General features: G+C 70.2%; 10 protein-coding genes and 1 pseudogene. 9 read left to right on the top strand and 2 right to left on the bottom strand.

The annotated features are described in order from the left end of the window. Positions 1–43 precede the first annotated feature (43 nt). From A5692_RS22720 to A5692_RS22705, 4 genes are all read left to right on the top strand, one after another. Complete coding sequence (locus A5692_RS22720; RefSeq protein ID WP_068060171.1) at positions 44–1870, top strand: nuclear transport factor 2 family protein; 1827 nt, start codon at positions 44–46, stop codon at positions 1868–1870. 171 nt (positions 1871–2041) lie between these two features. Then, positions 2042–2710: a S9 family peptidase gene (locus A5692_RS22715; RefSeq protein ID WP_068060168.1), complete on the top strand. Its 669-nt coding sequence runs from the start codon at positions 2042–2044 to the stop codon at positions 2708–2710. Between the two features lie 3 nt (positions 2711–2713). Then, positions 2714–6322, top strand: a complete 3609-nt coding sequence (cobN, locus tag A5692_RS22710) for a cobaltochelatase subunit CobN (RefSeq protein ID WP_068060164.1) — start codon at positions 2714–2716, stop codon at positions 6320–6322. Between the two features lie 18 nt (positions 6323–6340). Next, the gene (locus tag A5692_RS22705; protein ID WP_068060156.1) at positions 6341–6736 is read left to right on the top strand and encodes a PPOX class F420-dependent oxidoreductase; all 396 of its coding nucleotides are present in this window, start codon (positions 6341–6343) and stop codon (positions 6734–6736) included. A gap of 61 nt (positions 6737–6797) precedes the next feature. Here the strand turns inward: A5692_RS22705 and A5692_RS22700 are convergent, their stop codons facing one another. Further along, a complete protein-coding gene (locus tag A5692_RS22700; RefSeq protein ID WP_068060153.1) occupies positions 6798–7496 on the bottom strand; it encodes a dienelactone hydrolase family protein in 699 nt (232 codons plus the stop codon). Between the two features lie 73 nt (positions 7497–7569). Between A5692_RS22700 and A5692_RS22695 the strand changes: the two genes are divergently transcribed. From A5692_RS22695 to lnt, 3 genes and pseudogenes are all read left to right on the top strand, one after another. Beyond that, positions 7570–8118 carry an FxsA family protein gene (locus A5692_RS22695; RefSeq protein WP_067926976.1) on the top strand — a complete coding sequence of 183 codons (549 nt, stop codon included), beginning with the start codon at positions 7570–7572 and terminating at the stop codon, positions 8116–8118. Positions 8119–8222: 104 nt separating this feature from the next. Then, entirely contained in the window at positions 8223–9755 is a 1533-nt protein-coding gene (locus tag A5692_RS22690) for an amidohydrolase (RefSeq protein WP_082963028.1), read from the top strand. A gap of 281 nt (positions 9756–10036) precedes the next feature. Further along, positions 10037–12662: pseudogene (gene lnt, locus A5692_RS22685) on the top strand (apolipoprotein N-acyltransferase). Here the strand turns inward: lnt and rbpA are convergent. Further along, positions 12637–12972 (bottom strand): RNA polymerase-binding protein RbpA, encoded by a 336-nt coding sequence (gene rbpA / locus A5692_RS22675; RefSeq protein ID WP_067926986.1) that lies wholly within the window; start codon positions 12970–12972, stop codon positions 12637–12639. The pseudogene lnt and the gene rbpA sit on opposite strands and share 26 nt — an antisense overlap. 171 nt (positions 12973–13143) lie before the next feature. Between rbpA and A5692_RS22670 the strand changes: the two genes are divergently transcribed. Both A5692_RS22670 and A5692_RS22665 read left to right on the top strand, forming a co-directional pair. Further along, a complete protein-coding gene (locus A5692_RS22670) occupies positions 13144–13503 on the top strand; it encodes a hypothetical protein (RefSeq protein ID WP_197514540.1) in 360 nt (119 codons plus the stop codon). A 338-nt stretch (positions 13504–13841) separates the two neighbouring features. Continuing rightward, the gene (locus A5692_RS22665; protein WP_068060140.1) at positions 13842–26324 is read left to right on the top strand and encodes a type I polyketide synthase; all 12483 of its coding nucleotides are present in this window, start codon (positions 13842–13844) and stop codon (positions 26322–26324) included. The last annotated feature ends 16 nt before the right edge of the window (positions 26325–26340 follow it).

Genomic DNA, 26340 nt, shown 5'->3' with positions numbered 1-26340 from the left:
CACTTCGAGCGGTCTCTCTCCGCCGGGGTGAAAGGGGTCCGCCATGGCAGGGCGCGGCGATCATGCGGTGGTTCTCGGTGCGAGCATGGGCGGCCTGCTGGCCGCCCGTGTGCTCGCCGACTTCTACGACCGGGTGACGGTGGTCGAACGCGATCGCTTGCCCGTCGAGCCCGTCAACAGGCGGGGCGTGCCGCAGGGCAGGATCATCCACGTCGCCCTCGCGCGGTGCACGCGGGTGCTCGACGAGCTGTTTCCGGGGTTCGTGGACGAACTCAAGGCAGCGGGCATCGCCAGCTGGGAAGACGGCGATCTATCGAAGCTCTGGGTCTCCGTGGGCGGACATCAGATGGTGCGCTGCGGCCGGGCCCCGAACGCACCGGTGATCTTGTTTCCGAGCCGGCCAGTCCTCGAATGGCATGTGCGCCGACGGATCCGGGCGATCAGCAACGTGACGTTCCTCGAAGGCCACGATGTGGTCGGGCTGACGGCCACGCCGGACGGGACTCGCGTCACGGGCGCGACGGTGGTCGATCGCGCCGGCGACCGCGAGAGGACGCTGACCGCCGATCTCGTCGTCGACGCGACGGGCCGCGGATCCCGAACGCCGGTGTTCCTGCAAGATCTCGGCTACGGCCGTCCCCGCGAGGACGAGCTGACGGTGCAGCTCGCGTACGCCTGTCAATTGCTGCGCATCGCGCCGGGCGCCGTCACGGAGCACATGATTGCTTTGTTCCCCCAGCCGGGACGGCCGAAGATGTTCGCGCTGGTCGGGTACGAGAACGACACCTGGATGTTCGCGGTCGGCACGCTGGCCGGGGTGGAGCCGCCGAGCCGGCGCGTTGACATGCTGCGGTTCGCGGCCGATTTCGCTCCTCCGCACGTGCTCGAAGCGATTCGGACGGCCGAGCCGTTGAGCGAAGTGGTGCATCACCGAGTTCCGTCGAACCGGTGGCGGCGCTACGACAAGATGCGCCGGACACCCGACGGCCTGCTGGTCACCGGGGACGCGGTGTGCAGCTTCAATCCCATCTACGGGCAAGGCATGACAGTGGCCGCGATCGAGGCGACCGTCCTGCGGGATGCTCTGCGCCGCGGGAATCACGGCCTGAACCGACGGTTCTTTCGCGCGTCCGCGCGCAATGTCCGAGTTGCCTGGCAGACCGCGGTCGGCTCCGATTTGGCCCTGCCGGAAGTGGCTGGCCGGCGCCCGATCTCGATGAGAATCAGCAACGCCCTGCTGGAGCCGGTGATGAGAGCCACCGAAACCGACCCCATCGTCGCGGGACAGTTCGCGAGGGTCACCGGAATGCTCGACTCACCCGGCCGGCTACTGCGCCCGCACATCCTGCTTCGTGTCATGCGCGTGATGCGCCGCCGGCCCGGCGACCGACGGTTCGGTCGAAGTGCGCCGGCGGATCGCGACGGAAGCCGTCCCGAGGCCGGCGGCGTGCCGGCAATCAACAACGGATGGAAGGGAATTCACATGTCGGATCAGAACATCGAGGCGACCAAGAAGGGCTATGACGCGTTCGGTGCAGGCGACCTCCAAGCCGCCTTGAGCGTCTTCGACGACGCCGCCGAGTGGACGGTCAACGGCGACAGCACGATAGGTGGTACACACCGGGGCAAAGCCGAATTCACCGAAATGCTCATGCGCATGGCGGAGAAATCGGCGAGGGTCGAGCCAATGCGTTATCTCGCTGTCGGCGATGACGTCGTGGTGCTGACGAACATCCAGATCGGTGGCCACACCTATCACGAGGCCGACGTCTACACGTTCGCCAACGGCAAGATCGTCCAAGCGCAGTCGTTTGGCGACACCGCCGCACAAGAGCGCATTTTCGGCTCGAGGCACGCGGTGGCCACCTAGGGGGCGAAATGCCTGTTACGCCGATTCGGTCGGCATAACAGGCATTCCCTGCGCAAGCGGTGAGTAGCAGCAGCACAGACGGCGGCCGCTGAGGGGTTGCCGGGGTGTGTCGTGACGCCGGATACCTGACGCCGCTGGTTAAGACCGGGTCAACCCGGGCACGCCCCTGCGGTGCGGACGCTGAAGTACGCCCCGGGACGTCTCGTGGATATTTACGGCGATGCGACGCAACCCACCGTCCTGGTGTGGCACGGCATGCAGACCGACGCCCGCGCCGCTCTTCGCCCGCTCGCCGGCATGCTCGCCGACCATGGTTTCTCGGCGGTGGTGCCGGACTGGAACTCCCACGCCGACGACGGCGGCCGCGCGGACCTGCTGGGATCGCTGGATTTCGCACGCGATTTCGCGGGTCCGGGCAACCCCATCGTCCTCGTCGGGTGGTCGATGGGAGGTGCGGCTGCGGCAGCAGTCGCACTCAGCGGCGACGCGCAACTGGCGCACACCGTCTGCTTGGCGGGCGCTTTCATGGTCCCCGACCCGATTTTCGGTCGACGTGTCACCGAGCATCTCCCGGCGCAGCGCATCGGCACGCCGTTCCTGCTGCTGCACGGCCTGGCCGATGACGCCGTCCCCGTCACGGCGAGCAGGGAGTTCGCCGCGGCCCTCGACCGAGTCGGCTGGCCGGTCGAATTGGTGGAGCTAACGGCCGATCACGGCTCCATCGCCGGCGCCTACTACGACCGGATCGCGGATCGCTACGAGCCGGGGGAGAGTGCGGAGGCGTTGCGGGTGGCCGGAGAGGTCGCCGCCCGTGTCGCGGCGACCCTGCTGTACGAATGAGGGGTGGCTGAGCCGACCATCCTGCTGCTGTCGACATCCGACACGGACCTGATCAGCGCCCGTGCCAGCGGCAAGAACTATCGGTGGGCCAACCCGTCGCGCTTGGACGAAAGCGTGGAGGCACCTCCCGCTTGCGGGGGACTGCCCGACGTGCTGGCCGAGCTGTTGGAGGATGCCGCGATCGTCGTGGTGCGGATCCTCGGCGGCTACCGCGCATGGCAGAGCGGCATCGACATGGTGCTCGCCAGCGGCGTGCCGACGGTGTTGGTCAGCGGCGAGCAGGCCGCCGACGCCGAGTTGACCGGCCTGTCCACGCTGGCGGCCGGCATCGCGGTTCAGTCGCACATCTACCTGGCGCACGGCGGCGTGGAGAACCTGCGCCAGTTGCACGCCTTCCTGTCCGACACCGTGCTGATGACCGGGTTCGGCTTCGGCCCGCCGGTGGTCACACCGACCTGGGGCGAGCTGGAGCGACCCACCACCGACGCCGACGGCCCAACGATCGCCGTCCTGTATTACCGCGCGCAGCAACTGGCGGGCAACACCGGCTACGTCGAGGCGCTGTGCCGGGCCATCGAGGACGCCGGCGGGCGGCCGGTGCCGGTCTACTGTGCATCGCTGCGGACCGCCGAACCCGAACTGCTGCAACGGCTGGGCGACGCCGACGCCATGGTGGTCACCGTCCTGGCCGCCGGGGGACTGAAGCCGGCCGCGGTGTCCGCCGGCGGCGATGACGACAGCTGGAACGTCGAACACCTGGCGGCCCTTGACATTCCGATCCTGCAAGGATTGTGCCTGACCAGCTCTCGGGCCCAGTGGAGCGCAAACGACGACGGGCTGAGCCCGCTCGACGTCGCCACCCAGGTGGCGGTGCCCGAGTTCGACGGCCGCATCATCACGGTCCCGTTCTCCTTCAAGGAGATCGACGACGACGGGTTGATCGCCTACGTCGCCGACCCGGAACGATGCGCCCGGGTCGCGGGCCTGGCGGTCCGGCACGCCCGGCTGCGGCACGTCGCCCCGGCCGACAAGCGGGTGGCCCTGGTGTTCTCGGCCTACCCGACCAAGCACGCCCGCATCGGCAACGCGGTGGGCCTGGACACCCCGGCCAGCGCGGTCGCGCTGCTGCGGGCCATGCGCGAGCGCGGCTATCAGGTGGGTGAGCTGCCCGGGGTTGAGGCCGACGACGGTGACGCCCTGATCCACGCGTTGATCGAACGTGGCGGCCAGGACCCCGATTGGCTCACCGACGGGCAGCTGGCCGGCAATCCAATCCGGTTGTCCGCCAAGGACTACCGCGACTGGTTCGAAACCCTGCCCGCCGAGCTGACGGACGCGGTTACCCGGCACTGGGGCCCGCCGCCCGGCGACCTTTTTGTGGATCGCACAGGAGACCCCGACGGCGAAATCGTCATCGCCGCCATGCAGGCGGGCAACCTGGTGCTGATGGTGCAGCCACCCAGGGGTTTCGGCGAGAACCCGGTGGCGATCTACCACGACCCGGACCTGCCGCCCAGCCACCACTACCTGGCCGCCTACCACTGGCTGGACACCGGTTTCGGCTCGCACGCGATAGTGCACCTGGGCAAGCACGGCAATCTGGAGTGGCTGCCCGGCAAGACGCTGGGCATGTCGGCGGCCTGCGGATCGGACGCCGCGCTGGGCGACCTGCCCCTGATCTACCCCTTCCTGGTCAACGACCCGGGCGAGGGCACCCAAGCCAAGCGGCGCGCGCACGCGGTGCTCGTCGACCACCTCATCCCGCCGATGGCGCGCGCCGAAACCTACGGCGACATCGCCCGCCTGGAGCAGCTGCTCGACGAGCACGCCAACGTCGCCGCGCTGGACCCCGGCAAGCTGCCCGCCATCCGACAACAGATCTGGACGCTGATCCGGGCCGCCAAGATGGACCACGACCTCGGGCTGACGGAGCGGCCCCCGGAGGACTCCTTCGACGACATGCTGCTGCACGTCGACGGCTGGCTCTGCGAGATCAAGGACGTGCAGATTCGCGACGGCCTGCACATCCTGGGCCAAAAGCCCTCGGGGGAAACCGAACTCGACTTGGTGCTGGCGATACTGCGGGCCCGCCAGCTGTTCGGCGGCGAGCATGCCATTCCGGGCCTGCGGCAGGCGCTGGGCCTGGCCGAGGACGGCACCGACGAGCGGTCGGCGGTCGACCGGACCGAGGCCGCCGCCCGCGAACTCGTCGCCACGCTCCAGGCCAGCAGCTGGGATCCCGACGCCGCCGAACGGATCACCGAGAATCCCGACGTGGCAAAGGTCTTGCGGTTTGCGGCCACCGAGGTGGTGCCCCGGCTCGCCGGCACCGCCGCCGAAATCGACCAGGTACTCAACGCGTTGGACGGCCACTTCATCGCGGCCGGCCCGTCGGGATCGCCGCTGCGCGGCCTGGTGAACGTGCTGCCCACCGGCCGCAACTTCTACTCCGTGGATCCCAAGGCGGTGCCGTCGCGGTTGGCGTGGGAAGCCGGGGTGGCCCTGGCGGATTCGCTGGTGGCCCGCTACCGCAACGACCACGGGCAGTGGCCGCAATCGGTCGGGCTGTCGGTGTGGGGCACCTCGGCGATGCGCACTGCCGGCGACGACATCGCCGAAGTGCTTGCGCTGCTCGGTGTTCGGCCCGTCTGGGACGACGCGTCGCGGCGCGTCGTCGGCCTCACGCCGATCCCGCCGGCCGAGCTGGGCCGCCCCCGCATCGACGTCACCGTGCGGATCTCGGGCTTCTTCCGGGACGCCTTCCCGCACGTGGTGACGATGCTCGACGACGCGGTGCGGCTGGTCGCCGGCCTCGACGAGTCCGCCGACGACAACTACGTGCGCGCCCACGCCCAGGCGGACCTGGCCCAGCACGGCGACCAAAGACGAGCCACCACAAGGATTTTCGGGTCCAAGCCGGGCACCTACGGCGCCGGTCTGCTGCAGCTGATCGACAGCCGCAACTGGCGCGACGATGCCGACCTGGCGCAGGTGTACACCGCGTGGGGCGGCTTCGCCTACGGCCGCGACCTGGACGGCCGCGAGGCGGTCGACGACATGAACCGCCAGTACCGGCGCATCGCGGTGGCCGCCAAGAACACCGACACCCGCGAACACGACATCGCCGATTCCGACGACTACTTCCAATATCACGGCGGCATGGTGGCGACGGTCCGGGCGTTGACCGGCCAGGCCCCGGCCGCTTATATCGGCGACAACACCCGGCCCGACGCGATCCGCACCCGCACGCTGTCGGAGGAGACCACGCGCGTGTTTCGAGCCCGCGTCGTCAACCCGCGCTGGATGGCGGCGATGCGCCGGCACGGCTACAAGGGCGCGTTCGAGATGGCGGCGACCGTGGACTACCTCTTCGGCTATGACGCGACCGCCGGGGTGATGGCCGACTGGATGTACGAACAGCTCACCGAGCGCTACGTGCTGGATGCGGAGAACCGCAAGTTCATGGCCGAATCCAACCCCTGGGCGCTACACGGGATGGCGGAACGGCTGCTGGAGGCCGCAGGCCGCGGTATGTGGGAACAGCCGCAGCCGGAGACGATCGACGGGCTGCGCCAGGCGCTGTTGGAAACCGAGGGCGACCTGGAGGGCTGACCGGCGTAGGTTGTTACCGTGACACCGAACTTCGCCGATCTCGCCAAGGCGCAATACATCCTGCTGACCACCTTCACCAAGGACGGCAAGCCCAAGCCGACGCCGATCTGGGCGGCTTTGGACACGGAAAGCGGGGACCGGCTTCTGGTCATTACCCAGGAAAAGTCGTGGAAGGTCAAGCGGATCCGCAACACCTCGCGCGTCACCCTGGCCACCTGCACAATGCAGGGCAAACCGACCAGCGAGGCCGTCGACGGCACCGCCGCCATCCTCGACGCCTCGCACACCCCCGCCGTTTACGACGCGATCGGGAAGCGGTACGGCATCGTGGGCAAGGTGTTCAACTTCTTCAGCAAGCTGCGCGGTGGCATGGAGAACAACGTCGGGCTCGAGCTCAGGCTGGCGCCGGCCTGACCCGGGGGGCACGCGGACGTCAGCGACGGCGCTCTCGCCAAAGTTGTTATGCCCGAAGGCCTTACGTCCCGGCCAGATGTTCGCCGAAGAACGCGAAGACCCGGCCCCACGCGTCCTCGGTGGCGGCGCGGTCGTAGCCGAATCCGGTGATCCTCAGCAGGGGCTGGGCGGGCAGTTCGTTGGCGAAGCTGTGTCCGACTCCGGGGTAGACCTTGACGTCGGCGGTGATGTTCTTGCGGGCGATGGTATCGCGCAGTTTCTCGGGCGCGCCCCGGCCCAGCGGGTCACGGGCGCCGAAACTGGCCACGATCGGGCACGCCCCTTCGAGGGTCTTGTCGAGGTTGCGGGGCAGGGGAGCGCCGTAGAACGGAGCGGAGGCACCGAAACCCTTGGGCGACATCACAAGTGCGAACTGGCCGCCCATACAGAAGCCCGCGACGCCGACCTGCCCGGAACATTCCGGCATGGATTTCAGGTGATCGCGGGCGGCCAGGATGTCGTCGAGTGCGCGGCCCCGCTGCGTCTGCAGCTCCTTCATGACCCGGGTGATACAGCGGATGCGCCCGCCCCGCGCGTACATGTTCGGCGTGATCGCCACATAGCCGGCTTTGGCGATGCGCTTGTTCGTCGACTCCTTGTCCCTGCCGTAGCCGAACAGGTCGTGGATCACCACCACGCCGGGCCGCGGGCCCTCACCGGTGGGGAGGTCGAGCAGCGCGTCGATCGGTCCGTCGGGGGTATCGATCTCAATCGTCGTCATGTCGTCATCTAACTGCAATCGCCCCGGAGACCACCATGGGAACTTCGGCTCGGCCGGCGCACGTTGGCCAGACATGTTGTCACGGCTGTTTCTGGTCTACGCCGTCGTGGAGCTGGCGGCGATCACCGCCCTGGTTGCGACGATCGGGTGGGGTTGGACGCTGCTGGCGCTGGCGGGCAGCCTCCTGCTCGGCTGGGGGCTCTTGTTGCCGATGTCGGGCTCGCACCTGCTCCGCCAGCTCGGGCACCTGCGGTCCGGCCTCGCCGAGCGGCGTACGGCGGTGCGGGACGGGACGTTGGTCACGCTGGGCGCCCTGCTCGTCGTGATACCCGGGCCGGTCACCACGGTGTTGGGACTCCTGCTGCTGGTGCGGCCCGTCCGGTCGGCCGTCGGCCCGGGGCTGGCCGCGCTCGCCATGCGCGGCCTGCGGCGGCGGATGCCGTTGCTCGCCGAGACGGCGCTGTTCGGCGCCGGCGTGCCCCGCGGTGGCGCGGCCCCGGGTGACGGCTACCTCGGCGGGTACATCGAGGGCGAGGTCGTAGACGTCCGGGACATCCGGCCGCCCGCCCTGCCGAACGAGCCGGTGCGCGGCGGATACCCCGGGCGGCCCGCCTGGGACTGAACACCGGCCGCCGGCACACGTAGTTTTGCCCTGTGAGCGAGACGTCCACCAGGCTGCTGGTCAACGGCCGGGTGTATAGCCCGACCCATCCCGACGCCACCGCCATGGCGGTGCGGGGTGACGTCGTCGCGTGGCTGGGCGGCGATGACGTCGGCCGCAGCCTGTTTCCCGGCGCCGACATCGAGGACTTGGACGGCGCTTTCGTAGCGCCGGGGTTCGTCGACAGCCACATCCATCTGACCGCGACCGGCCTGACGCTCAGCGGACTGGACCTGCGAGCGGCGCGCTCGCGGGAGCACTGCATCCAGATGATCGCCGACTATGCGGCCGCCCACCCGGGTCGGCCCGTGTGGGGGCACGGCTGGGACGAGTCGTCGTGGCCGGAGAACAGCCCGCCGGACACCGCCGACCTCGACGCCGTCCTCGGTGCTCGGCCGGCCTATCTGACCAGAGTCGACGTCCACTCCGCGCTCGCCTCCACCGCGTTGCGCCGGCTGGCCGCGGACTTACCGGCGGCGGCGGGATTCGCCCTCGACCGGCCGCTCACCGGCGACGCCCACCACCTGGTCCGCGCCGTCGCCCGCGGCCTGCTGACGCCCGACCAGCTGACCGAGGCCCGGACGGCCGCCCTTTCGGCCGCTGCGGCGGCCGGCATCGTCGCGGTGCACGAATGCGCCGGGCCCGAGATCGGTGGCCTGGACGACTGGCTGCAGCTGCGGTCCCTCGATGACGGCGTCGAGGTGATCGGCTACTGGGGCGAGGCGGTCAGCACGCCCGCGCGGGCGCGCGCGCTCATCGAGCAGACCGGAGCCCGTGGGCTGGCCGGTGACCTGTTCGTCGACGGCGCGCTGGGGTCACGCACCGCCTGGCTGCGCGAGCCGTACGCCGACGCCGCGGACCGGCTCGGCACCTGCTACCTCGACCCGGGCGCCATCGAGGCGCACCTGCGGGCCTGCACCGAGGCGGAGGTGACCGCGGGCTTCCACGTCATCGGCGACGCCGCCGTCTCGGCGGTGGTCACCGCGTTGGAACGGGTCGTCGCGCGGCTCGGGGCGGTGGCCGTCGCCCGGTGCGGTCACCGTCTCGAGCACGTCGAAATGGTCACCGCCGAGCAAGCCGCCCAGCTGGGCCAATGGGGCGTCATCGCCAGCGTGCAGCCCAACTTCGACGCGTTGTGGGGCGGCGCCGACGGCATGTACGCGCGGCGCCTCGGCGCCCAGCGAGGCAGCCAGCTCAACCCGCTAGCGCTGTTAGCATCCCAAGGCGTGCCCCTCGCCCTAGGTTCCGACGCACCGGTCACGGGCCTCGACCCGTGGGCGAGCGTGCGGGCGGCGGCCACCCATCGAACCCCCGGCAGCGCGATCTCAGCGCGGGCCGCGTTCGCCGCCGCGACCCGCGGTGGCTGGCGGGCCGCCGGCGTCCGCGACGGCACGACGGGAACGCTGGTGCCGGGCGCCCCGGCCTCCTACGCCGTCTGGGAGGCGGGCGCCGTGGACGTCCACGCACCCCGCGACGACGTTGCGCGCTGGTCGACCGATCCGCGCGCCCGGGTGCCGGCCCTGCCGCGCCTGGGCCAGACCGATGCCCTGCCGCGCTGCCGTCGAACGGTGCACCGGGGCGCTGTCATCCATGGCTAGGGAGTGGTTCGGCCGGAAGGACGGTCCCGACCGGGCCGACGAACTCGGCCCGGTGGACGACGGCCCCGCGACGCACCCGGATACCGACCCGATCAGCGACGGGAAGCTGGTGAAGAGCAGCACACCGCCGGCCACGGCGCACGCCAACCGGGTCAGCCGCGGCAGCATGGCGGCCCGCACGCCGGGCAGCCGCGCCAACACCCGGCGCCCCGGCCCTGGCGGACCGCCTAGGCCGCGCGGGGCGCCGGGTGTTGGCGCGGCTGCCCGGCGTGCGGGCCGCCATGCTGCCGCGGCTGACCCGGTTGGCGTGCGCCGTGGCCGGCGGTGTGCTGCTCTTCACCAGCTTCCCGTCGCTGAACTGGTGGTGGGGCGCGGCCGTGGCGGCCGCGCTGCTGGCCTGGGTGCTCAAGCACCCGGCGACGACGCCGGCGGGTGGCTTGGGCTACGGGTTCCTGTTCGGCCTGGCGTTCTATCTGCCGCTGTTGCCCTGGATCAGCTTGCTCGTCGGCGCCGTGCCCTGGATGGCGTTGGCGATGACGTGTGCGCTGTTTCCCGCGCTGTTCGGCCTGTGCGCCGTGGTCGTGCGCCGGCTGCCGGGCTGGCCCGTTTGGTTCGCGCTGGTATGGACTGCACAGGAGTGGCTGAAATCGGCCGTCCCGTTCGGCGGCTTCCCCTGGGGCGTGGTCGCTTTCGGCCAGGCGCAGGGCCCCTTCTTGCCGTTGGCCCAGCTCGGCGGTCCCGCGTTGCTGTCGATGGCGATCATGCTGGTGGGCTTCAGCGCGACCGCCATCGAGCTCGAGATCGTGAAGTGGTGGCGCACCGGCAGTCGGGCGCACCGCGACCGCGACGAACCGGTGAAAGCCGATGCGGCACCACCCGCCGTGGTGCTGCCGGGAGTCTGCATCTGCCTCGTCTTGTTCGTGTCCGTCATCGTCTGGCCCCAGGTTCGGCACGCCGGCACGGGATCGGGCGGCGAGCCCTCGGTCACCGTGGCGGTGGTGCAGGGCAACGTGCCGCGGCTCGGCCTCGACTTCAATGCCCAGCGCCGGGCGGTGCTCGACAACCATGTTCGCGAGACGCTGCACCTGGCCGAGGACGTGCGCTCGGGACAGGCGCCGCAACCGCAATTCGTCATCTGGCCGGAGGACTCATCGGACATCGACCCCCTGGTGAACGTCGACGCCGCGCTGGAGATATCCCAGGCCGCGACCGCGATCGGCGCGCCGATCCTGATCGGCACCGTGTCCGAACTGCCCGGCAGCCCGCCGGAGAATCCGCAATACACCAACACCATGATCGTGTGGAACCCGTCGACCGGGCCGGCCGACCGGCACGACAAGGAAATCGTGCAGCCATTCGGCGAATACCTGCCGATGCCCTGGCTCTTCAGGCATCTCTCCAGCTACGCCGACCGCGCCGGGAACATGGTGCCCCGCCCGGGCCGCGACATCGTGCACATCGCCGGGGTGCCGGTCGGGGTCGCCACTTGCTGGGAAGTGATCTTCGACCGCGTCCCGCGCAACGCGGTCCGCAATGGCGCCCAGCTGCTGGCCGTGCCGAGCAACAACGCCACCTTCAACAAGACGATGAGCGAACAGCAGCTGGGATTCGCCAAGGTGCGGGCCGTCGAACACGATCGATACGTGGTGGTCGCCGGCACCACCGGGATCAGCGCGGTGATCGCGCCGGACGGTGCCGAGCTGGTGCGCACCGACTTCTTCCAGCCCGATTACCTGGACATCCAGGTTCGGCTGAAGACGAAATTGACGCCGGCCACCCGCTGGGGTCCGCAGCTGCAGTGGCTCCTGGTTGCGGCGGCCGGGGCGGCCATCCTGGCCGGGATGCGGCACAATGGATGGTTCCCGCGTCCGATTCGTCGGAGGTCCGAGGCCACGGACGAATCCCCGGACGGCGGCACGCCCCCGGGCGAAACCCCACCCGGCGAGGGTGACTCGGACACTGCGCCCGACGGGGGCGGGGACCAGGCACCGCCGGATGAGGGCGGTGACTACACTCCGCTCCACGAGGGCGGCCGACGACCGTCGCGTAATTTCGGGCGACACAGAGGAGCTACATGACCACCGGCCAGCCGGCGCCCCGGGACTCGGGAAGTCGTCCCAGCGAGCGCGTCCTGGTGATCATCCCCACCTACAACGAGCGGGAGAACCTGCCGGTGATCCACCGGCGGCTGAAGGACGCGTGCCCCCACGTGCACCTGCTCATCGTCGACGACAGCAGTCCCGACGGCACCGGCGAGCTCGCCGAGGAACTGGCGGCCGCCGACGCGGGTCGCACCCACGTGATGCACCGCACCGCCAAGGACGGGCTGGGCGCGGCGTACCTGGCGGGCTTCGCCTGGGGGCTGAGCCGCGACTACTCGGTGTTGGTGGAGATGGACGCCGACGGCAGCCACGCGCCCGAACAGCTGCACCGCCTGCTGGACGCCGTCGACGCCGGAGCCGACCTGGCCATCGGTTCCCGCTACGTCGAGGGCGGCTCGGTGCGGAATTGGCCGTGGCGACGCTGGGCGTTGTCGTGGACGGCCAACACCTATGCGCGCGTCGCGCTGGGCATCGGTGTGCACGACATCACCGCCGGCTACCGCGCGTACCGCCGCGAAGTCCTCGAGGCGATCGGCCTCGACGCGGTGGACTCCAAGGGCTACTGCTTCCAGATCGACCTGACCTGGCGCACGGTCTGCCACGGGTTCGTCATCGCCGAGGTGCCGATCACCTTTACCGAGCGTGAACTCGGCGTCTCCAAGATGAGCGGATCGAACATCCGCGAGGCGCTGGTCAAGGTCACCCGATGGGGCATCGAGGGCCGCAAGACCCGCGCCGGCACCCAGCGCGCGGACAACCGCAGCTAAAGCGGTCTGAGGTCAGCCGCGGCGGCGTGACCGGATGATTTCGAGCCGCTCCTTGAGCAGCTCTTCGAGCTCTTCGACGCTGCGCCGTTCCAGCAACATGTCCCAGTGCGTGCGCGGCGGCTTCACCTTCTTCGGCTCGGGCAGGTCGCCCTCGATCAGGGTGCCTTCCAAGCCGTTGCGGCACAGCCACGTGCCGGGAATTTCAGCGTCGTCGGCGAAGGGAACCTCGAACTCTTCGCCGTTCTCGGTGCGGTACTTCGCGAGCTGACGTGGTGCAAGGTCGTGGTTGCGGTCGGTCTCGTAGCTCACGGCTCCGAGGCGACTGCCCCTAAGGACGCGATCAGCCATGTTGCTACTCCTCTAGGTCTTTTCGAACTTTCGGGCTGCTGTAATGCAATTCTGTCCGCTTGGCAAACGTTGCGGCGGTCTGCGTAGTTCCCCCGGTCGGTGGCCGGCGTACGCGACGCGACCTTCAATGATACCGGGATGGCCGCGCAATCCCGACTAAAGTCGGCAGGCGTGAGCCGCCGTCCCCGCCCGCAGCCGTGTCGTTGGTGCGGTCGAGACGTGTCCGACGCCGGGATGGGACGTCGCCGCCAGTACTGCCGCCAGTCGTGCCGGCAGCGGGCATACGAACAACGCGCCTCGTTGACCCGGGGCGGCGCCGGGGCCTCGCTGGCCTTGCCCGCCGACGCGGTGGTCCTGTCGGCCGACGACGCCGCCGACCTGTCCGACCGGGTCTACCAGGTGCGCTGCGCGGCTGAGGATGTCGCGACCGCCCTCGACGAGGGAGCGCAGGCGACCGAATTGCGCGAACTGTGCGACCAGCTGATCCGGGCCGCCCGGGCGGCCGACGGCTGGCGCCGGGCCGGTGTCTGACCCGCCCTGACCACTACAGATGCACACCCGGGTACAGTCGCGCCATGGAAGGCGCGTCAGTTGTATCCCGGCCTACCCGGATCCGGACAATCTCAGGCACCCGCGGGCGCAACGGCGCGTTTTCGATCCCCTTGGACAAGGCGTTCCTCACGCCGAAGCCGGTCCTCCTGTAGCAGCCGGGAGCATCGGACGTTTTGAAATCCCGTCGGAGTTGGCGATACTCACCAGCGACATTCTTGGGCCGGAGAGCGGCACGACATCGCATCGTGCGGCAATTTCCGTGACTCGGCGAGAGTCGCATCAGGGCAGCTGACGGCCAAGTTAGGCGAGAGGTAGTGATGGTGGATCAACTCCAGCATGCGACCGAAGCGCTCCGCAAAGCGCTGGTCCAGGTCGAACGCCTGAAACGCACCAACCGTGCGCTGCTGGAGCGGTCGAGCGAGCCGATCGCGATCGTCGGGATGTCCTGCCGTTTCCCCGGCGGAGTCGAGACACCGGAAGACCTGTGGCGGATGGTCGCCGACGGCCGCGATGTGATCACGGACTTTCCCACCGATCGCGGCTGGGACCTGGCGAGCCTGTACGACCCGGACCCCGACGCTCGCCACAAGACCTACGCGAAGACCGGCGGTTTCGTCGACGGTGTGGCCGACTTCGATCCGGCCTTCTTCGGCATCGCTCCGAGCGAGGCGCTCGCGATGGACCCGCAGCATCGGATGCTGCTCGAGCTGTCCTGGGAGGCGCTGGAGCGGGGCGGGATCGACCCCAGCGGGCTGCGGGGCAGCGCGACCGGCGTGTTCGCCGGCCTCATCGTTCAGGGCTACGGCATGCTCGCCGAGGAAATCGAGGGCTACCGACTGACCGGCATGACCTCCAGCGTCGCCTCCGGCCGGGTGTCGTACGTGCTGGGGCTCGAGGGCCCGGCGGTGTCGGTGGACACGGCATGTTCGTCGTCGTTGGTCGCGTTGCACATGGCGGTGCAGTCGCTGCGGTCGGGGGAGTGCGACCTGGCGCTGGCCGGCGGCGCGACCGTCAACGCCACCCCGACTGTCTTCGTCGAATTCAGCCGCCACCGCGGTCTGGCCCCCGACGGCCGATCCAAGGCCTACGCCGGAGCGGCCGACGGCGTGGGCTGGTCGGAGGGCGGCGCGATGCTGGTCGTCGAGCGGCTCTCGGACGCCCGGCGGCTGGGCCATCCGGTGCTGGCGCTGGTGCGCGGAACGGCGGTCAACCAGGACGGGGCGTCGAATGGGTTGACCGCGCCGAACGGCCCGTCGCAGCAGCGGGTGGTGCGTGCGGCGCTGGCCAATGCCGGCCTGTCGGCGGCCGACGTGGATGTGGTGGAAGGCCACGGCACGGGCACCACGCTGGGTGACCCCATCGAGGCGCAGGCGTTGTTGGCGACCTACGGGCAGGACCGGTCCGGGCCGCTCTGGCTGGGATCCATCAAGTCGAACATGGGCCACACGCAGGCCGCGGCGGGTGTGGCCGGCGTGATCAAAATGGTTCAGGCCATGCATCACGAAATGCTGCCGGCGACACTGCATGTGGACGTGCCCAGCCCGCACGTCGATTGGTCGGCGGGATCGGTGTCGCTGCTGACCGAGGCGCAGCCGTGGCCCGCCGGGCACCGGGTGCAACGCGCCGGCGTCTCCTCGTTCGGGATCAGTGGCACCAATGCACACGTGATCATCGAGGCGGCCCCCGCGCCCGAGCCGCGCGAGGACCATCCGACACCCGTGGCGGTGCCCTGGGTGGTGTCGGCGAAATCCTTGTCGGCGTTGAGGTCCCAGGCCGCGCGGCTGGCCGCGCATGTGCGCGGACACGGTGAGCTCGACGTCGCCGACGTGGCCTGGTCGCTGGCGGGCCGCGCGACCTTCGAGCATCGGGCCGTCGTCATCGGCGGCGACCGGCACCGGTTGCTGGCGGGGCTGGACGAGCTGGCCGGCGACGATCTGACGGGGTCGGTCGTTCAGGGCAGCGCGGTACCGGCCGGCAAGAACGTCTTCGTGTTTCCCGGCCAAGGTTCCCAATGGCTGGGTATGGGCGTCGAATTGCTCGACACCGCACCGGTTTTCGCCCAGCAGATCAACGCATGCGAGGAGGCGTTCGCCGAATTCGTCGACTGGTCGCTGATCGACGTCCTGCGCGGCGCACCCGGGGCTCCGGGTATGGATCGCGTGGACGTGGTCCAGCCGGTGCTGTTCGCGGTGATGGTGTCGCTGGCCGAGCTGTGGAAATCGGTCGGTGTCAACCCGGACGCGGTGATCGGCCACTCACAAGGTGAGATCGCCGCGGCGTATGTCGCCGGCGCCCTGTCGCTGCGCGACGCCGCCCGGGTGGTCACGCTGCGCAGCAAGCTGCTGCGGTCGCTGGCGCACTCCGGGGGCATGCTGTCGATCGCCTGCAGCACCGAGCGGGCACGAGAGTTGTTGGCGCCCTACGGCAACCGGGTGAGCATCGCGGCCGTCAACGGCCGGTCGGCGGTGGTGGTGTCGGGTGAGGTGGCGGCGCTGGATGAACTCGCCGGATTCTGCGCCGACCTCGAGCTGCGCAGCCGCCGGATCGACGTGGACTACGCGTCGCACTCGATCGAGGTCGAGGCCATTCGCGACGAGCTGATCGAGGCTCTGGCCGGTATCGAACCGAGTTCCTCGCGCGTCGCCTTCTTCTCCACGGTGACCGGAAATCGTTTGGACACCGCCGGTTTGGACGCCGCCTACTGGTATCGCAACATCCGGCAGACCGTGCAGTTCGACCAGGCGGTGCGCGCCGCTTGCGAGCACGGGTACCGCACGTTCGTCGAATCCAGTCCGCACCCCGCTCTGATCGCCGGCATCGAAGACACCTGCAACGACTGCACCGCCGGCGATGCCGCGGCGATCGTTGTCCCCACCCTGGGCCGCGATGACGGCGTCCTCGAGCGATTCCTGACGTCGGCCGCCGCCGCCTTCGCCGCGGGGGTGAGCGTGAACTGGCGCGGCCTGCTGGCCGGCGCGAGCTTTGTGGAGCTGCCGACGTACGCCTTTGACCGGCGCAGGTTTTGGCTGTCGGGTGAGGGTATGGGGGCCGACGCCGCGGGACTGGGGCTGGGCACCAGCGAGCACGCGTTGCTCAGCGCGGTCGTGGAGTTGCCGGCGTCGGGCGGGGTGCTGCTGACGGGTCGGCTGTCGCCCAGCCTGCAGGGCTGGCTGGCCGATCACGCGGTCTCGGGGGCCGCGGTGTTCCCGGGCGCGGGGTTCGTCGAGTTGGCGATCCGGGCCGGCGACCAAGTCGGCTGCTCGGTGGTCGACGAACTGACGCTGCAGGCGCCCCTGATGCTGCCCGCCGCCAGTTCCGTTGCGGTGCAAGTGGTTGTCGGTCCCGGCGAGGAATCCGGCCGGCGTCCCGTCTCGGTGTTCTCCCGGGCCGACACCGGTTCGGGCTGGGTGCGCCACGCGGAGGGAGTGTTGAGCTCCCGTTCGATCGAGCCGAGCGCCGACCTGTCGGCGTGGCCGCCCGCGGGCGCCGTCGTAGTGGACGTGGCCGACGGCTACGACCGGCTGGCGGCCCACGGATACGGCTACGGCCCGGCGTTCCGGGGATTGACCGCGACCTGGATCCGCGGCGACGAGGTGTTCGCCGAGGTGCGGCTGCCGGACGCGGCCGGAGGCGTCGGTGGCTTCGGGGTGCACCCCGCATTGCTCGACGCGGCGATGCACGCCGTCATCATGGCGCAGCAGGCCGCGGGCCAGCCCGTCGAGGTGATGCTGCCCTTCTCGTGGCAGGACGTTTCGTTGCACGCCGCCGGCGCGACCGCGGTGCGCGCCCGTATCGCGCCGGTGAACCCACCGGCCGGCGGCGGCGCCACCGCGATCTCGATCGAGCTCGCCGACGGTCTGGGATTGCCGGTGTTGTCGGTGGGTGCGATGGTTGCCCGACCGGTGACCGAGCGGCAGCTGCGGACGGCAGTGTCGAGTTCTGGCCCCGAGCGGCTGTTCGAGGTGACGTGGTCGCCGGCCACCGCGGCGGCGACCGGCCCCGCGCCGTCCTTCGAAATCCTGGAATCGCTTGCTACCGAAGAGGATCCGATCAGTGCAACGTATGAGCGCACCCATCGGGCACTGACCGCGGTGCAGGCGTGGCTGACCGAACGCGACTCCGGTGTGCTGATCGTGGCGACTCGCGGCGCCATGGGATTGCCGGGCGAGGACATCGGCGACCTGCCCGGCACGGCGGTATGGGGCCTGGTGCGTTCCGCGCAGACGGAACACCCCGGCCGCATTGTCCTGGTGGATTCCGATGTGCCACTGGACGACCAGGCCGCCGCGTCGGCGCTCGCCGCGGGGGAGCCGCAGGTGTTGCTGCGCGACGGCCAGGTCTACGCGGCGCGGGTGCGGCCCAGCCGCGCCGCCGACGATCTCCTGGTGCCCCCGGCCGAGGGGCCCTGGCGACTGGGCATCGGCACCGCCGGAACCTTCGAAAACCTGCGGCTGGAGCCGGTTCCCAACGCCGACGCGCCCCTGGAGCCCGGTCAGGTGCGGGTGGCGCTGCGCGCTATCGCGGCCAACTTCCGCGACATCATGATCACCCTGGGCATGTTCACCCACGACGCGCTGCTCGGCGGTGAAGGCGCCGGCGTGGTGACCGAGGTCGGTCCGGGCGTCACCGAATTCGCCGTCGGCGACTCGGTTTACGGATTCTTCCCCGACGGAAGCGGCACGCTGGTCCCCGGTGACGTGCGCCTGCTGCAGCCGATGCCGGCGGACTGGTCCTACGCCGAGGCCGCCGGGATCTCGGCCGTCTTCACCACCGCGTACATGGCGTTCGTGCACCTGGCCGATGTCAAGCCGGGGCAACGCGTGCTGGTGCACGCCGCAGCCGGCGGTGTCGGCATGGCCGCGGTCCAGTTGGGCCGGCACCTGGGTCTGGAGATCTTCGCGACGGCCAGCAAGGGCAAGTGGGACACGTTGCGGGCCATGGGCTTTGACGAGGACCACATCTCGGATTCCCGCAGCCTCGAATTCGAGGACAAGTTCCGGGCGGTGACCGGCGGCCGCGGGATGGATGTGGTGCTGGATTCGCTGGCCGGTGACTTCGTGGACGCCTCGCTGCGGCTGGTGGCCCCGGGCGGCGTGTTCCTGGAGATGGGCAAGACCGACATCCGCGACCCCGGCGTGATCGCCCAGGAGTATCCGGGCGTGCGCTACCGCGCCTTCGACCTTTTCGAGCCCGGCCGTCCCCGGATGCACCAGTGGATGATCGAGCTGGCCGGGCTGTTCGACGCCGGTGCGCTGAGCCCGTTGCCGGTCACCACGTTCGACGTCCGGCGCGCCCGTGCGGCGTTGCGGTACCTGAGCCAGGCGCGCCACATCGGCAAGGTCGTCATGACCGTCCCGGACGCGCCGGCGGCGGGCACCGTGCTGATCACGGGTGGGACCGGAATGGCGGGTTCGACGCTGGCCCGCCACTTGGTGACGCACCACGGGGTACAGAACCTGGTGTTGTTGAGCCGCAGCGGTCCGGACGCGCCCGGGTCGGCCGAGCTGATCGCCGAACTGGAGGAAGCCGGGGCCCGGGTGCGCGCGGTCGCGTGCGACGCCGCCGACCGGCAGGCGCTGGCCTCGGTGATCGACGAGATTCCGGCGACCCACCCACTCACCGGGGTGATCCACGCCGCCGGTGTGCTCGACGACGCGGTGGTCACGTCGTTGACCCCGGAACGCATCGATGCCGTGTTGCGCGCCAAGGTCGATGCCGCCTGGAACCTGCACGAGCTCACCCGCGACCTCGACCTGTCGTTGTTCGTCATCTTTTCCTCGATGGCCGGGCTGGTCGGGTCTTCGGGGCAGGCCAACTACGCGGCGGCCAACTCCTTCCTGGACGGGCTGGCCGCGCATCGGCGCGCCCACGGGTTGCCGGCGATCTCACTGGGCTGGGGGTTGTGGGATCAGGCCAGCGCCATGACCGGTGGGCTGGACGCCGCCGACCTCGCCCGGCTCGGCCGCGACGGAATCCTGGCCTTGTCGTCGGACGAGGCGATGGAGTTGTTCGACACCGCGCTGATCGTCGACGAGCCGTTCCTGGCGCCCGCCCGCATCGACCTGAGTGCGTTGCGCGCCCACGCCGCCGCGGTGCCGCCCATGTTCGCCGACCTGGTCAACGCGCCCGCGCGGCGCCAGGTCGACGACTCGCTGGCCGCCGCGAAGTCGAAATCGGCTCTGGCCCACCGCCTGCACGGGCTGCCCGAAGCAGAACAACACGCCGTCCTGCTCGACCTGGTCCGCTCGCACATCGCCACCGTCCTGGGCAACACCACGCCGGAGGCGATCGACCCGGACAAGGCGTTCCAGGACCTGGGCTTCGACTCCCTGACCGCGGTCGAAATGCGCAACCGGCTGAAAACCGCGACCGGGCTTGCGCTTTCACCCACCCTGATCTTCGACTACCCGACACCGAACGGGCTGGCGGGCTACATTCGCGGCGAACTCGCCGGAGTGCCACAGGAAATCACGCCCACCCCGGTGGTTCGGGCCGTCGGCGACGACCCGATCGTGATCGTCGGCATGGCGTGCCGCTATCCGGGCGGGGTGAATTCCCCTGATGACCTTTGGCAGATGCTCGTCGAGCGCCGCGACGTGCTCTCGGACTTTCCGACCGACCGCGGCTGGGACCTGGCGAGCATCTACAACCCCGATCCCGACGTCCCGGGCACCTGCTACACCCGCACCGGCGGCTTCGTGGACGGTGTGGCCGACTTCGATCCGGCCTTCTTCGGCATCGCGCCCAGCGAGGCGCTGGCGATGGATCCCCAGCAGCGGATGTTCCTGGAGCTGTCGTGGGAAGCGTTGGAGCGGGCCGGAATCGAACCCGGCGCGTTGCGCGGCAGCGCGACCGGAATGTTCGCCGGGGTGTACACCCAGGGTTACGGCATGGGCGCCGCCCCGGCCGCGGAAGGCTTCCGCCTGACCGGGCAGTCGTCGAGCGTGGCGTCGGGCCGGGTGTCGTACGTGCTGGGCTTGGAGGGGCCGGCGGTGTCGGTGGACACGGCGTGTTCGTCGTCGTTGGTGGCGTTGCACATGGCGGTGCAGTCGCTGCGTTCGGGGGAGTGCGATCTGGCGCTGGCCGGCGGCGTCACGGTCAACGCCACACCCGACATCTTCGTGGAGTTCAGCCGCATGCGCGGGGTGTCCGCGGATGGCCGCTGCAAGGCGTACGCGGGGGCCGCCGACGGCACCGGATTCTCCGAAGGCGGCGGCATGCTCGTGGTCGAGCGCCTCTCGGATGCGCGGCGGCTCGGCCATCCGGTGCTGGCGGTGGTGCGGGGATCGGCCATCAACCAGGACGGTGCGTCGAATGGGTTGACCGCGCCGAACGGCCCGTCGCAGCAGCGGGTGGTGCGCGCGGCGCTGGCCAGCGCGGGATTGTCCGCGGCCGAGGTCGACGTGGTCGAAGGCCACGGCACGGGAACCACATTGGGCGATCCCATCGAGGCGCAGGCGTTGCTGGCCACCTACGGGCAGGATCGGTCCGAGCCCCTCCTGTTGGGGTCGATCAAGTCGAACATGGGCCACACGCAGGCCGCCGCCGGCGTGGCCGGCGTGATCAAGATGGTGCTCGCCATGCGCCACGGCCTGCTGCCGGCGACGCTGCACGTCGACGAACCCAGCCCGCACGTCGACTGGTCGGTGGGATCGGTGGAGCTGCTCACCGAGCCGCAGCCCTGGCCGGCGAACCGAGCGCGCCGGGCGGGCGTGTCGTCGTTCGGCATCAGTGGCACCAACGCGCACGTGATCATCGAGGCCGCACCCGTCGAGTCCACGCCGGTCGTGGAACACCGCACACTGCCGGTGGTGCCATGGGCGGTGTCGGCAAAGTCGTTGCCGGCGTTGAGCTCCCAAGCCGGGCGGCTCGCCGAGCACCTGCGCCGGCGCAGCGACCTCGACGTCGGCGACGTGGCCTGGTCGCTGGCAGGCCGGTCGAACTTCGAGCACAGGGCGGTCGTCGTCGGTGCCGATCGTGACGAGTTGCTGGCCGGCCTCGACGAGTTGACCACCGGCGAAGCCGGCTCGGTCCTGCAGGGCACGGCGACACCGGGCGGCAAGACCGTCTTCGTCTTCCCCGGCCAAGGCGCCCAGACACTGGGCATGGGAATGGGCCTGCACACCGCCTACCCGGTGTTCGCGGAGGCATTCAACACCGTCGTGGCCGAGCTCGACCGGCACCTGCTGCGCCCCCTGCGTGAGGTCATGTGGGGTCATGACGAAAACCTCTTGAACACCACCGAATTCGCCCAACCGGCGTTGTTCGCGGTGGAAGTCGCGCTGTTCCGGCTGCTCGAATCATGGGGTGTCCACCCCGACATCGTGCTGGGCCACTCGATCGGAGAACTGTCGGCCGCCCACGTCGCCGGCGTGCTGTCGCTTCAGAACGCGGCCGTGCTGGTGGCCGCCCGCGGCCGCTTCATGCAAGCCCTGCCCGCGGGCGGGGCGATGATCGCCGTGCAGGCCACCGAGGAGGAGCTGCGGCCGCTGCTGGCCGCAGACCAAGCCGAGGTCGGGATCGCCGCCGTCAACGGGCCCACGTCCGTGGTCATTTCCGGCGCCGAGGACAAGGTGGCCGCGATCGCGAGCCAGCTGCGCGACGACGGCCGCCGCGTCCACCAGTTGGCGGTTTCCCACGCGTTCCACTCGCCACTGATGGAGCCGATGCTCGACGAATTCGGCACGGTCGCAGCCGGACTCGCGATCGGCAAGCCGACGATTCCGATCGTTTCGAACGTGACCGGCCAGCTGGCGGGCGACGATTACGCCTCGCCGGCCTACTGGAAACGGCACATTCGCGAAGCGGTGCGGTTCGCCGACAGCGTGCGCCTGGTGCACTCGGTCGGCGGGAACCGCTTCCTCGAGGTTGGCCCCGCCAGCGGGTTGACGGCGTCGATCGAGGAAACGCTTCCCGACGCTCCGGTGATCACCATTTCGGCGCTGCGCAAGGATCGCCCCGAACCGGTGACCCTCGCCCGCGCGGTCGCGCAGGGATTCGTCGCCGGGATGGACGTGCACTGGCGAGGCGTCGTCGGTACCGCCAACTTTGTCGAGCTGCCCACCTATGCCTTCGAGCGTCGGCGATTCTGGCTCTCCGGCGATGGCGCCGCGGTCGACGCCGCGGGCCTGGGGCTCGCCCCCGGCGAGCACCCGCTGCTGGGCGCGGTGGTGGAACTGCCGGCGTCCGGCGGGGTGGTGCTGACGGGCCGCTTGTCGCCCGGCGCGCAGGGCTGGCTGGCCGACCACGCCGTCGGCGGCGTCGTGCTGTTCCCCGGCGCGGGATTCGTCGAACTGGCGGTCCGCGCCGGCGACGAAGTGGGCTGCGGCGTCATCGAGGAGCTGAATCTGGCCGCGCCGCTGGTGTTGCCCGGCTCGGGGTCGGTCGCGGTGCAGGTGGTTGTCGGCGGCGCCGACGAAGCGGGTGCCCGTGCCGTGTCGGTCTTTTCGCGCGCCGACGCGGGTTCGGGTTGGTCGTTGCACGCCGAAGGCGTGCTGCGCGCCGGGTCGGTGCAGCCGAGCGCGGACCTCTCGGTGTGGCCCCCGGTGGGCGCCACCCCGGTGGACGTCGGCGACGGCTATGAGCGCCTGGCGGACCGCGGATATGGGTATGGGCCCGCATTCCGCGGCCTGACCTCGATGTGGCGCCGCGGCGACGAGGTGTTCGCCGAAGTGGCCCTGCCCGCGGACAGCGGCGTCTCGGCGGCGGGATTCGGCGTCCACCCCGTGATGCTCGACGCGGCACTGCACGCGGTGATCTTGACCTCCGACGGCGACGAGCTGCCCGAAGGTTCGATGCTGGTGCCGTTCTCGTGGCAACGGGTCTCGCTGCACGCAGCGGGCGCGGCGGCGGTGCGGGCGCGGATCGTGCCCGTGAGCGATTCCGCGGTCTCGATCGAGCTCGCGGACGGGCTGGGACTCCCGGTGCTCTCCGTGGGCTCGATGGTCGCCCGGCCGGTGACCGATCAGCAGCTGCTGGCCGCGGTCTCGAGTTCCGGCCCGGACCGGCTCTTCGAGGTCATCTGGTCCGCCCAGCGGTCGACATCGGTGCAGCCCGTCTCGGTATTTGCATGGGGTACAACGGAAGCAGATGAATTCGGGGCGCAACCGTCGGCAGTGGTGTTCGAGTCGACGCCGGTGGCCGACGATGTCGTCGCCGACGTCTACGCGGCCACCCGCGCGGTGCTGCCGGTGCTGCAGTCCTGGCTGGCCCGGGACGGGGCCGGCACCCTGGTGGTGGCGACCCGCGGCGCCATGGCGTTGCCCGGAGAGGACGTCACCGACCTCGCGGGCGCGGCGGTATGGGGCCTGGTGCGTTCGGCGCAGACCGAACACCCCGGCCGGATCGTCCTCGTCGACACCGATGGCCCGTTGGACGACGAGTCCGTCGCCGCGGCCTTGTCGGCCGGTGAGCCGCAGGTGGTGCTGCGCGATTCGACGGTGTACACCGCCCGGGTGCACGGCAGTCGCGCCGCCGGCGGTCTGCTGGTTCCCCCGGCCGACGGGCCATGGCGCTTGGGCATGAGCAGTTCGGGCACCTTCGAGAATCTGCGGTTGGAACGCATCCCGGACGCCGACGCCCCGCTGGGCACCGGGCAGGTCCGGGTCGCGCTGTCGGCCCTGGCCGCCAACTTCCGCGACGTGATGATCGCGCTGGGGCTGTACCCGGATCCCGACGCCGTCATGGGTATCGAGGCTTGCAGCACAGTCATCGAAACAGGTCCTGAAACAAGACGTTTCGCGATCGGCGACCGCGTGATGGGCCTGTTCCCCGACGGCACCGGAACCATCGCCAGGACTGACCAGCGCCTGCTCGCCAAGGTGCCGGCCGGGTGGTCGCACACCGCGGCCGCCACGGCCACGGTGGTGTTCGCCACCGCCTTCTACGCGCTGGTGGACTTGGCCGCCGCCAAGCGGGGCCAGCGGGTGCTGGTGCATGCCGCCGCCGGTGGCGTCGGCATGGCCGCGGTGCAGCTGGCCCGCCACCTGGGATTGGAAGTGTTCGCGACGGCCAGCAAGGGCAAGTGGAACACGTTGCGCGGCATGGGCTTCGACGACGACCACATCGCGGATTCCCGTAGCCTGGATTTCGAGGAGAAGTTCCGGGCGGTCACCGGCGGGCGTGGCGTGGACTTGGTGCTGGATTCGCTGTCCGGCGACTTCGTGGACGCCTCCTTGCGACTCGTCGCCCCCGGCGGTGTGTTCCTGGAAATGGGCAAGACCGACATGCGCGAGCCGGAGGCGGTCGCCCGGGAACACCCCGGTGTGCGCTACCGCGCCTTCGATCTCTTCGAGGCCGGGCCCGACCGCATCGCGCAGATCCTCGACGAGCTGGTCGCCCTGTTCGGCGATGACGTGCTACGGCCGTTGCCGGTGACCAGGTTTGACGTACGGCGTGCGCCGGCGGCGTTGCGATATCTGAGCCAGGCCCGCCACGTGGGCAAGGTCGTGATGACCCTGCCCGACGCCTGGGCGGCCGGCACGGTGTTGATCACCGGTGCCACGGGGATGGCGGGTTCGGCGTTGGCCCGCCACGTGGTGACCCGCCACCATGCGCACAACCTGGTGTTGGTGAGCCGGCGCGGCCTGGATGCGCCGGGCGCCGCGGAACTGGTGACGGAGCTCAGCGCCGCCGGAGCACGGGTGCAGGTGGTGGCCTGTGATGCCGCGGACCGGGAGGCGCTGGCCAAGGTGATCGCCGATATCCCGGTGCAGCGGCCGCTGTCGGGCGTGATCCACGCGGCCGGTGTGCTCGACGACGCGGTGATTTCCTCGCTCACCCCGGAGCGGGTGGCTGCGGTGCTGCGGGCCAAGGTCGACGCGGCGTGGAACCTGCACGAGCTGACCCGCGACCTGGATGTGTCGGCGTTCGTCATGTTTTCGTCGATGGCGGGCTTGGCGGGCGCCTCGGGTCAGGCCAACTACGCGGCGGCCAACTCGTTCCTGGACGGGTTGGCAGTGCACCGGCGCACGCGGGGGCTGCCGGCGATGTCTCTGGCGTGGGGTCTGTGGGATCAGGCCAGCGGCATGACCGGCGCGCTCGGCGCCGCCGATCGCGCCCGGTTCGGCCGCGACGGGATCGTCGCGATGTCCTCGGACGAGGCGCTGGAACTGCTGGACACCGCGCTCATCGTCGACGAGCCGTTCCTGCTGCCCGCCCACATCGACCGTGCCGCACTGCGGGTCAAGTTCGACGGCGGAACGTTGCCGCCGATGTTCGTCGATCTGATCAACGCGCCGACCCGGCGCCAGGTCGACGATTCGCTGGCCGCGGCGAAGTCGAAAACGGCGCTGCTGCAGCGTCTGGAGGGGCTGCCCGAGGACGAGCAGCACGCGGTGCTACTTGACTTGGTGCGGTCCAACATCGCCACCGTGCTGGGCAACTCCAGCCCCGAGTCCATCGATCCGGACCGGGCTTTCCAGGAGTTGGGCTTCGACTCGCTGACCGCGGTCGAGATGCGTAACCGGCTGAAATCCGCCACCGGCCTGGCGTTGTCGCCCACGCTGATCTTCGACTACCCGAACTCCGCCGCGCTGGCCGGTTACATGCACCGAGAACTCGTCGGCGCATCCGAGCAGCAGAGTCCGGCGGTCGCGCCCGGGGAAGCCGAGATACAGCGGGCGGTGGGGTCGATTCCGGTCAAGCGCCTGCGGCAGGCCGGGGTGCTGGAGCTGTTGCTGGCGTTGGCGAATGAAGACGGCAACGCGCAGCCGGTCGCCGCGGTGACCTCGGAGAAGGACATCGCGGACATGGATCTCGAGGATCTGGTCAACGCGGCGCTGATGGACGACGACGAATAGTCATGAAAGTCGACAA

This window comes from Mycobacterium sp. E342 (assembly GCF_001667665.1).
Taxonomy (GTDB): Bacteria; Actinomycetota; Actinomycetes; order Mycobacteriales; family Mycobacteriaceae; genus Mycobacterium.
This window is presented reverse-complemented; position numbering and strand designations above follow the sequence as displayed.

Coding starts and splice junctions, on each gene's coding strand:
- A5692_RS22720 (WP_068060171.1), top strand. CDS start 44: ATGGCAGGGCGCGGCGATCATGCGGTGGTTCTCGGTGCGAGCATGGGC.
- A5692_RS22700 (WP_068060153.1), bottom strand. CDS start 7,496: ATGACGACGATTGAGATCGATACCCCCGACGGACCGATCGACGCGCTG.
- A5692_RS22695 (WP_067926976.1), top strand. CDS start 7,570: ATGTTGTCACGGCTGTTTCTGGTCTACGCCGTCGTGGAGCTGGCGGCG.
- A5692_RS22690 (WP_082963028.1), top strand. CDS start 8,223: ATGGCGGTGCGGGGTGACGTCGTCGCGTGGCTGGGCGGCGATGACGTC.
- rbpA (WP_067926986.1), bottom strand. CDS start 12,972: ATGGCTGATCGCGTCCTTAGGGGCAGTCGCCTCGGAGCCGTGAGCTAC.
- A5692_RS22665 (WP_068060140.1), top strand. CDS start 13,842: ATGGTGGATCAACTCCAGCATGCGACCGAAGCGCTCCGCAAAGCGCTG.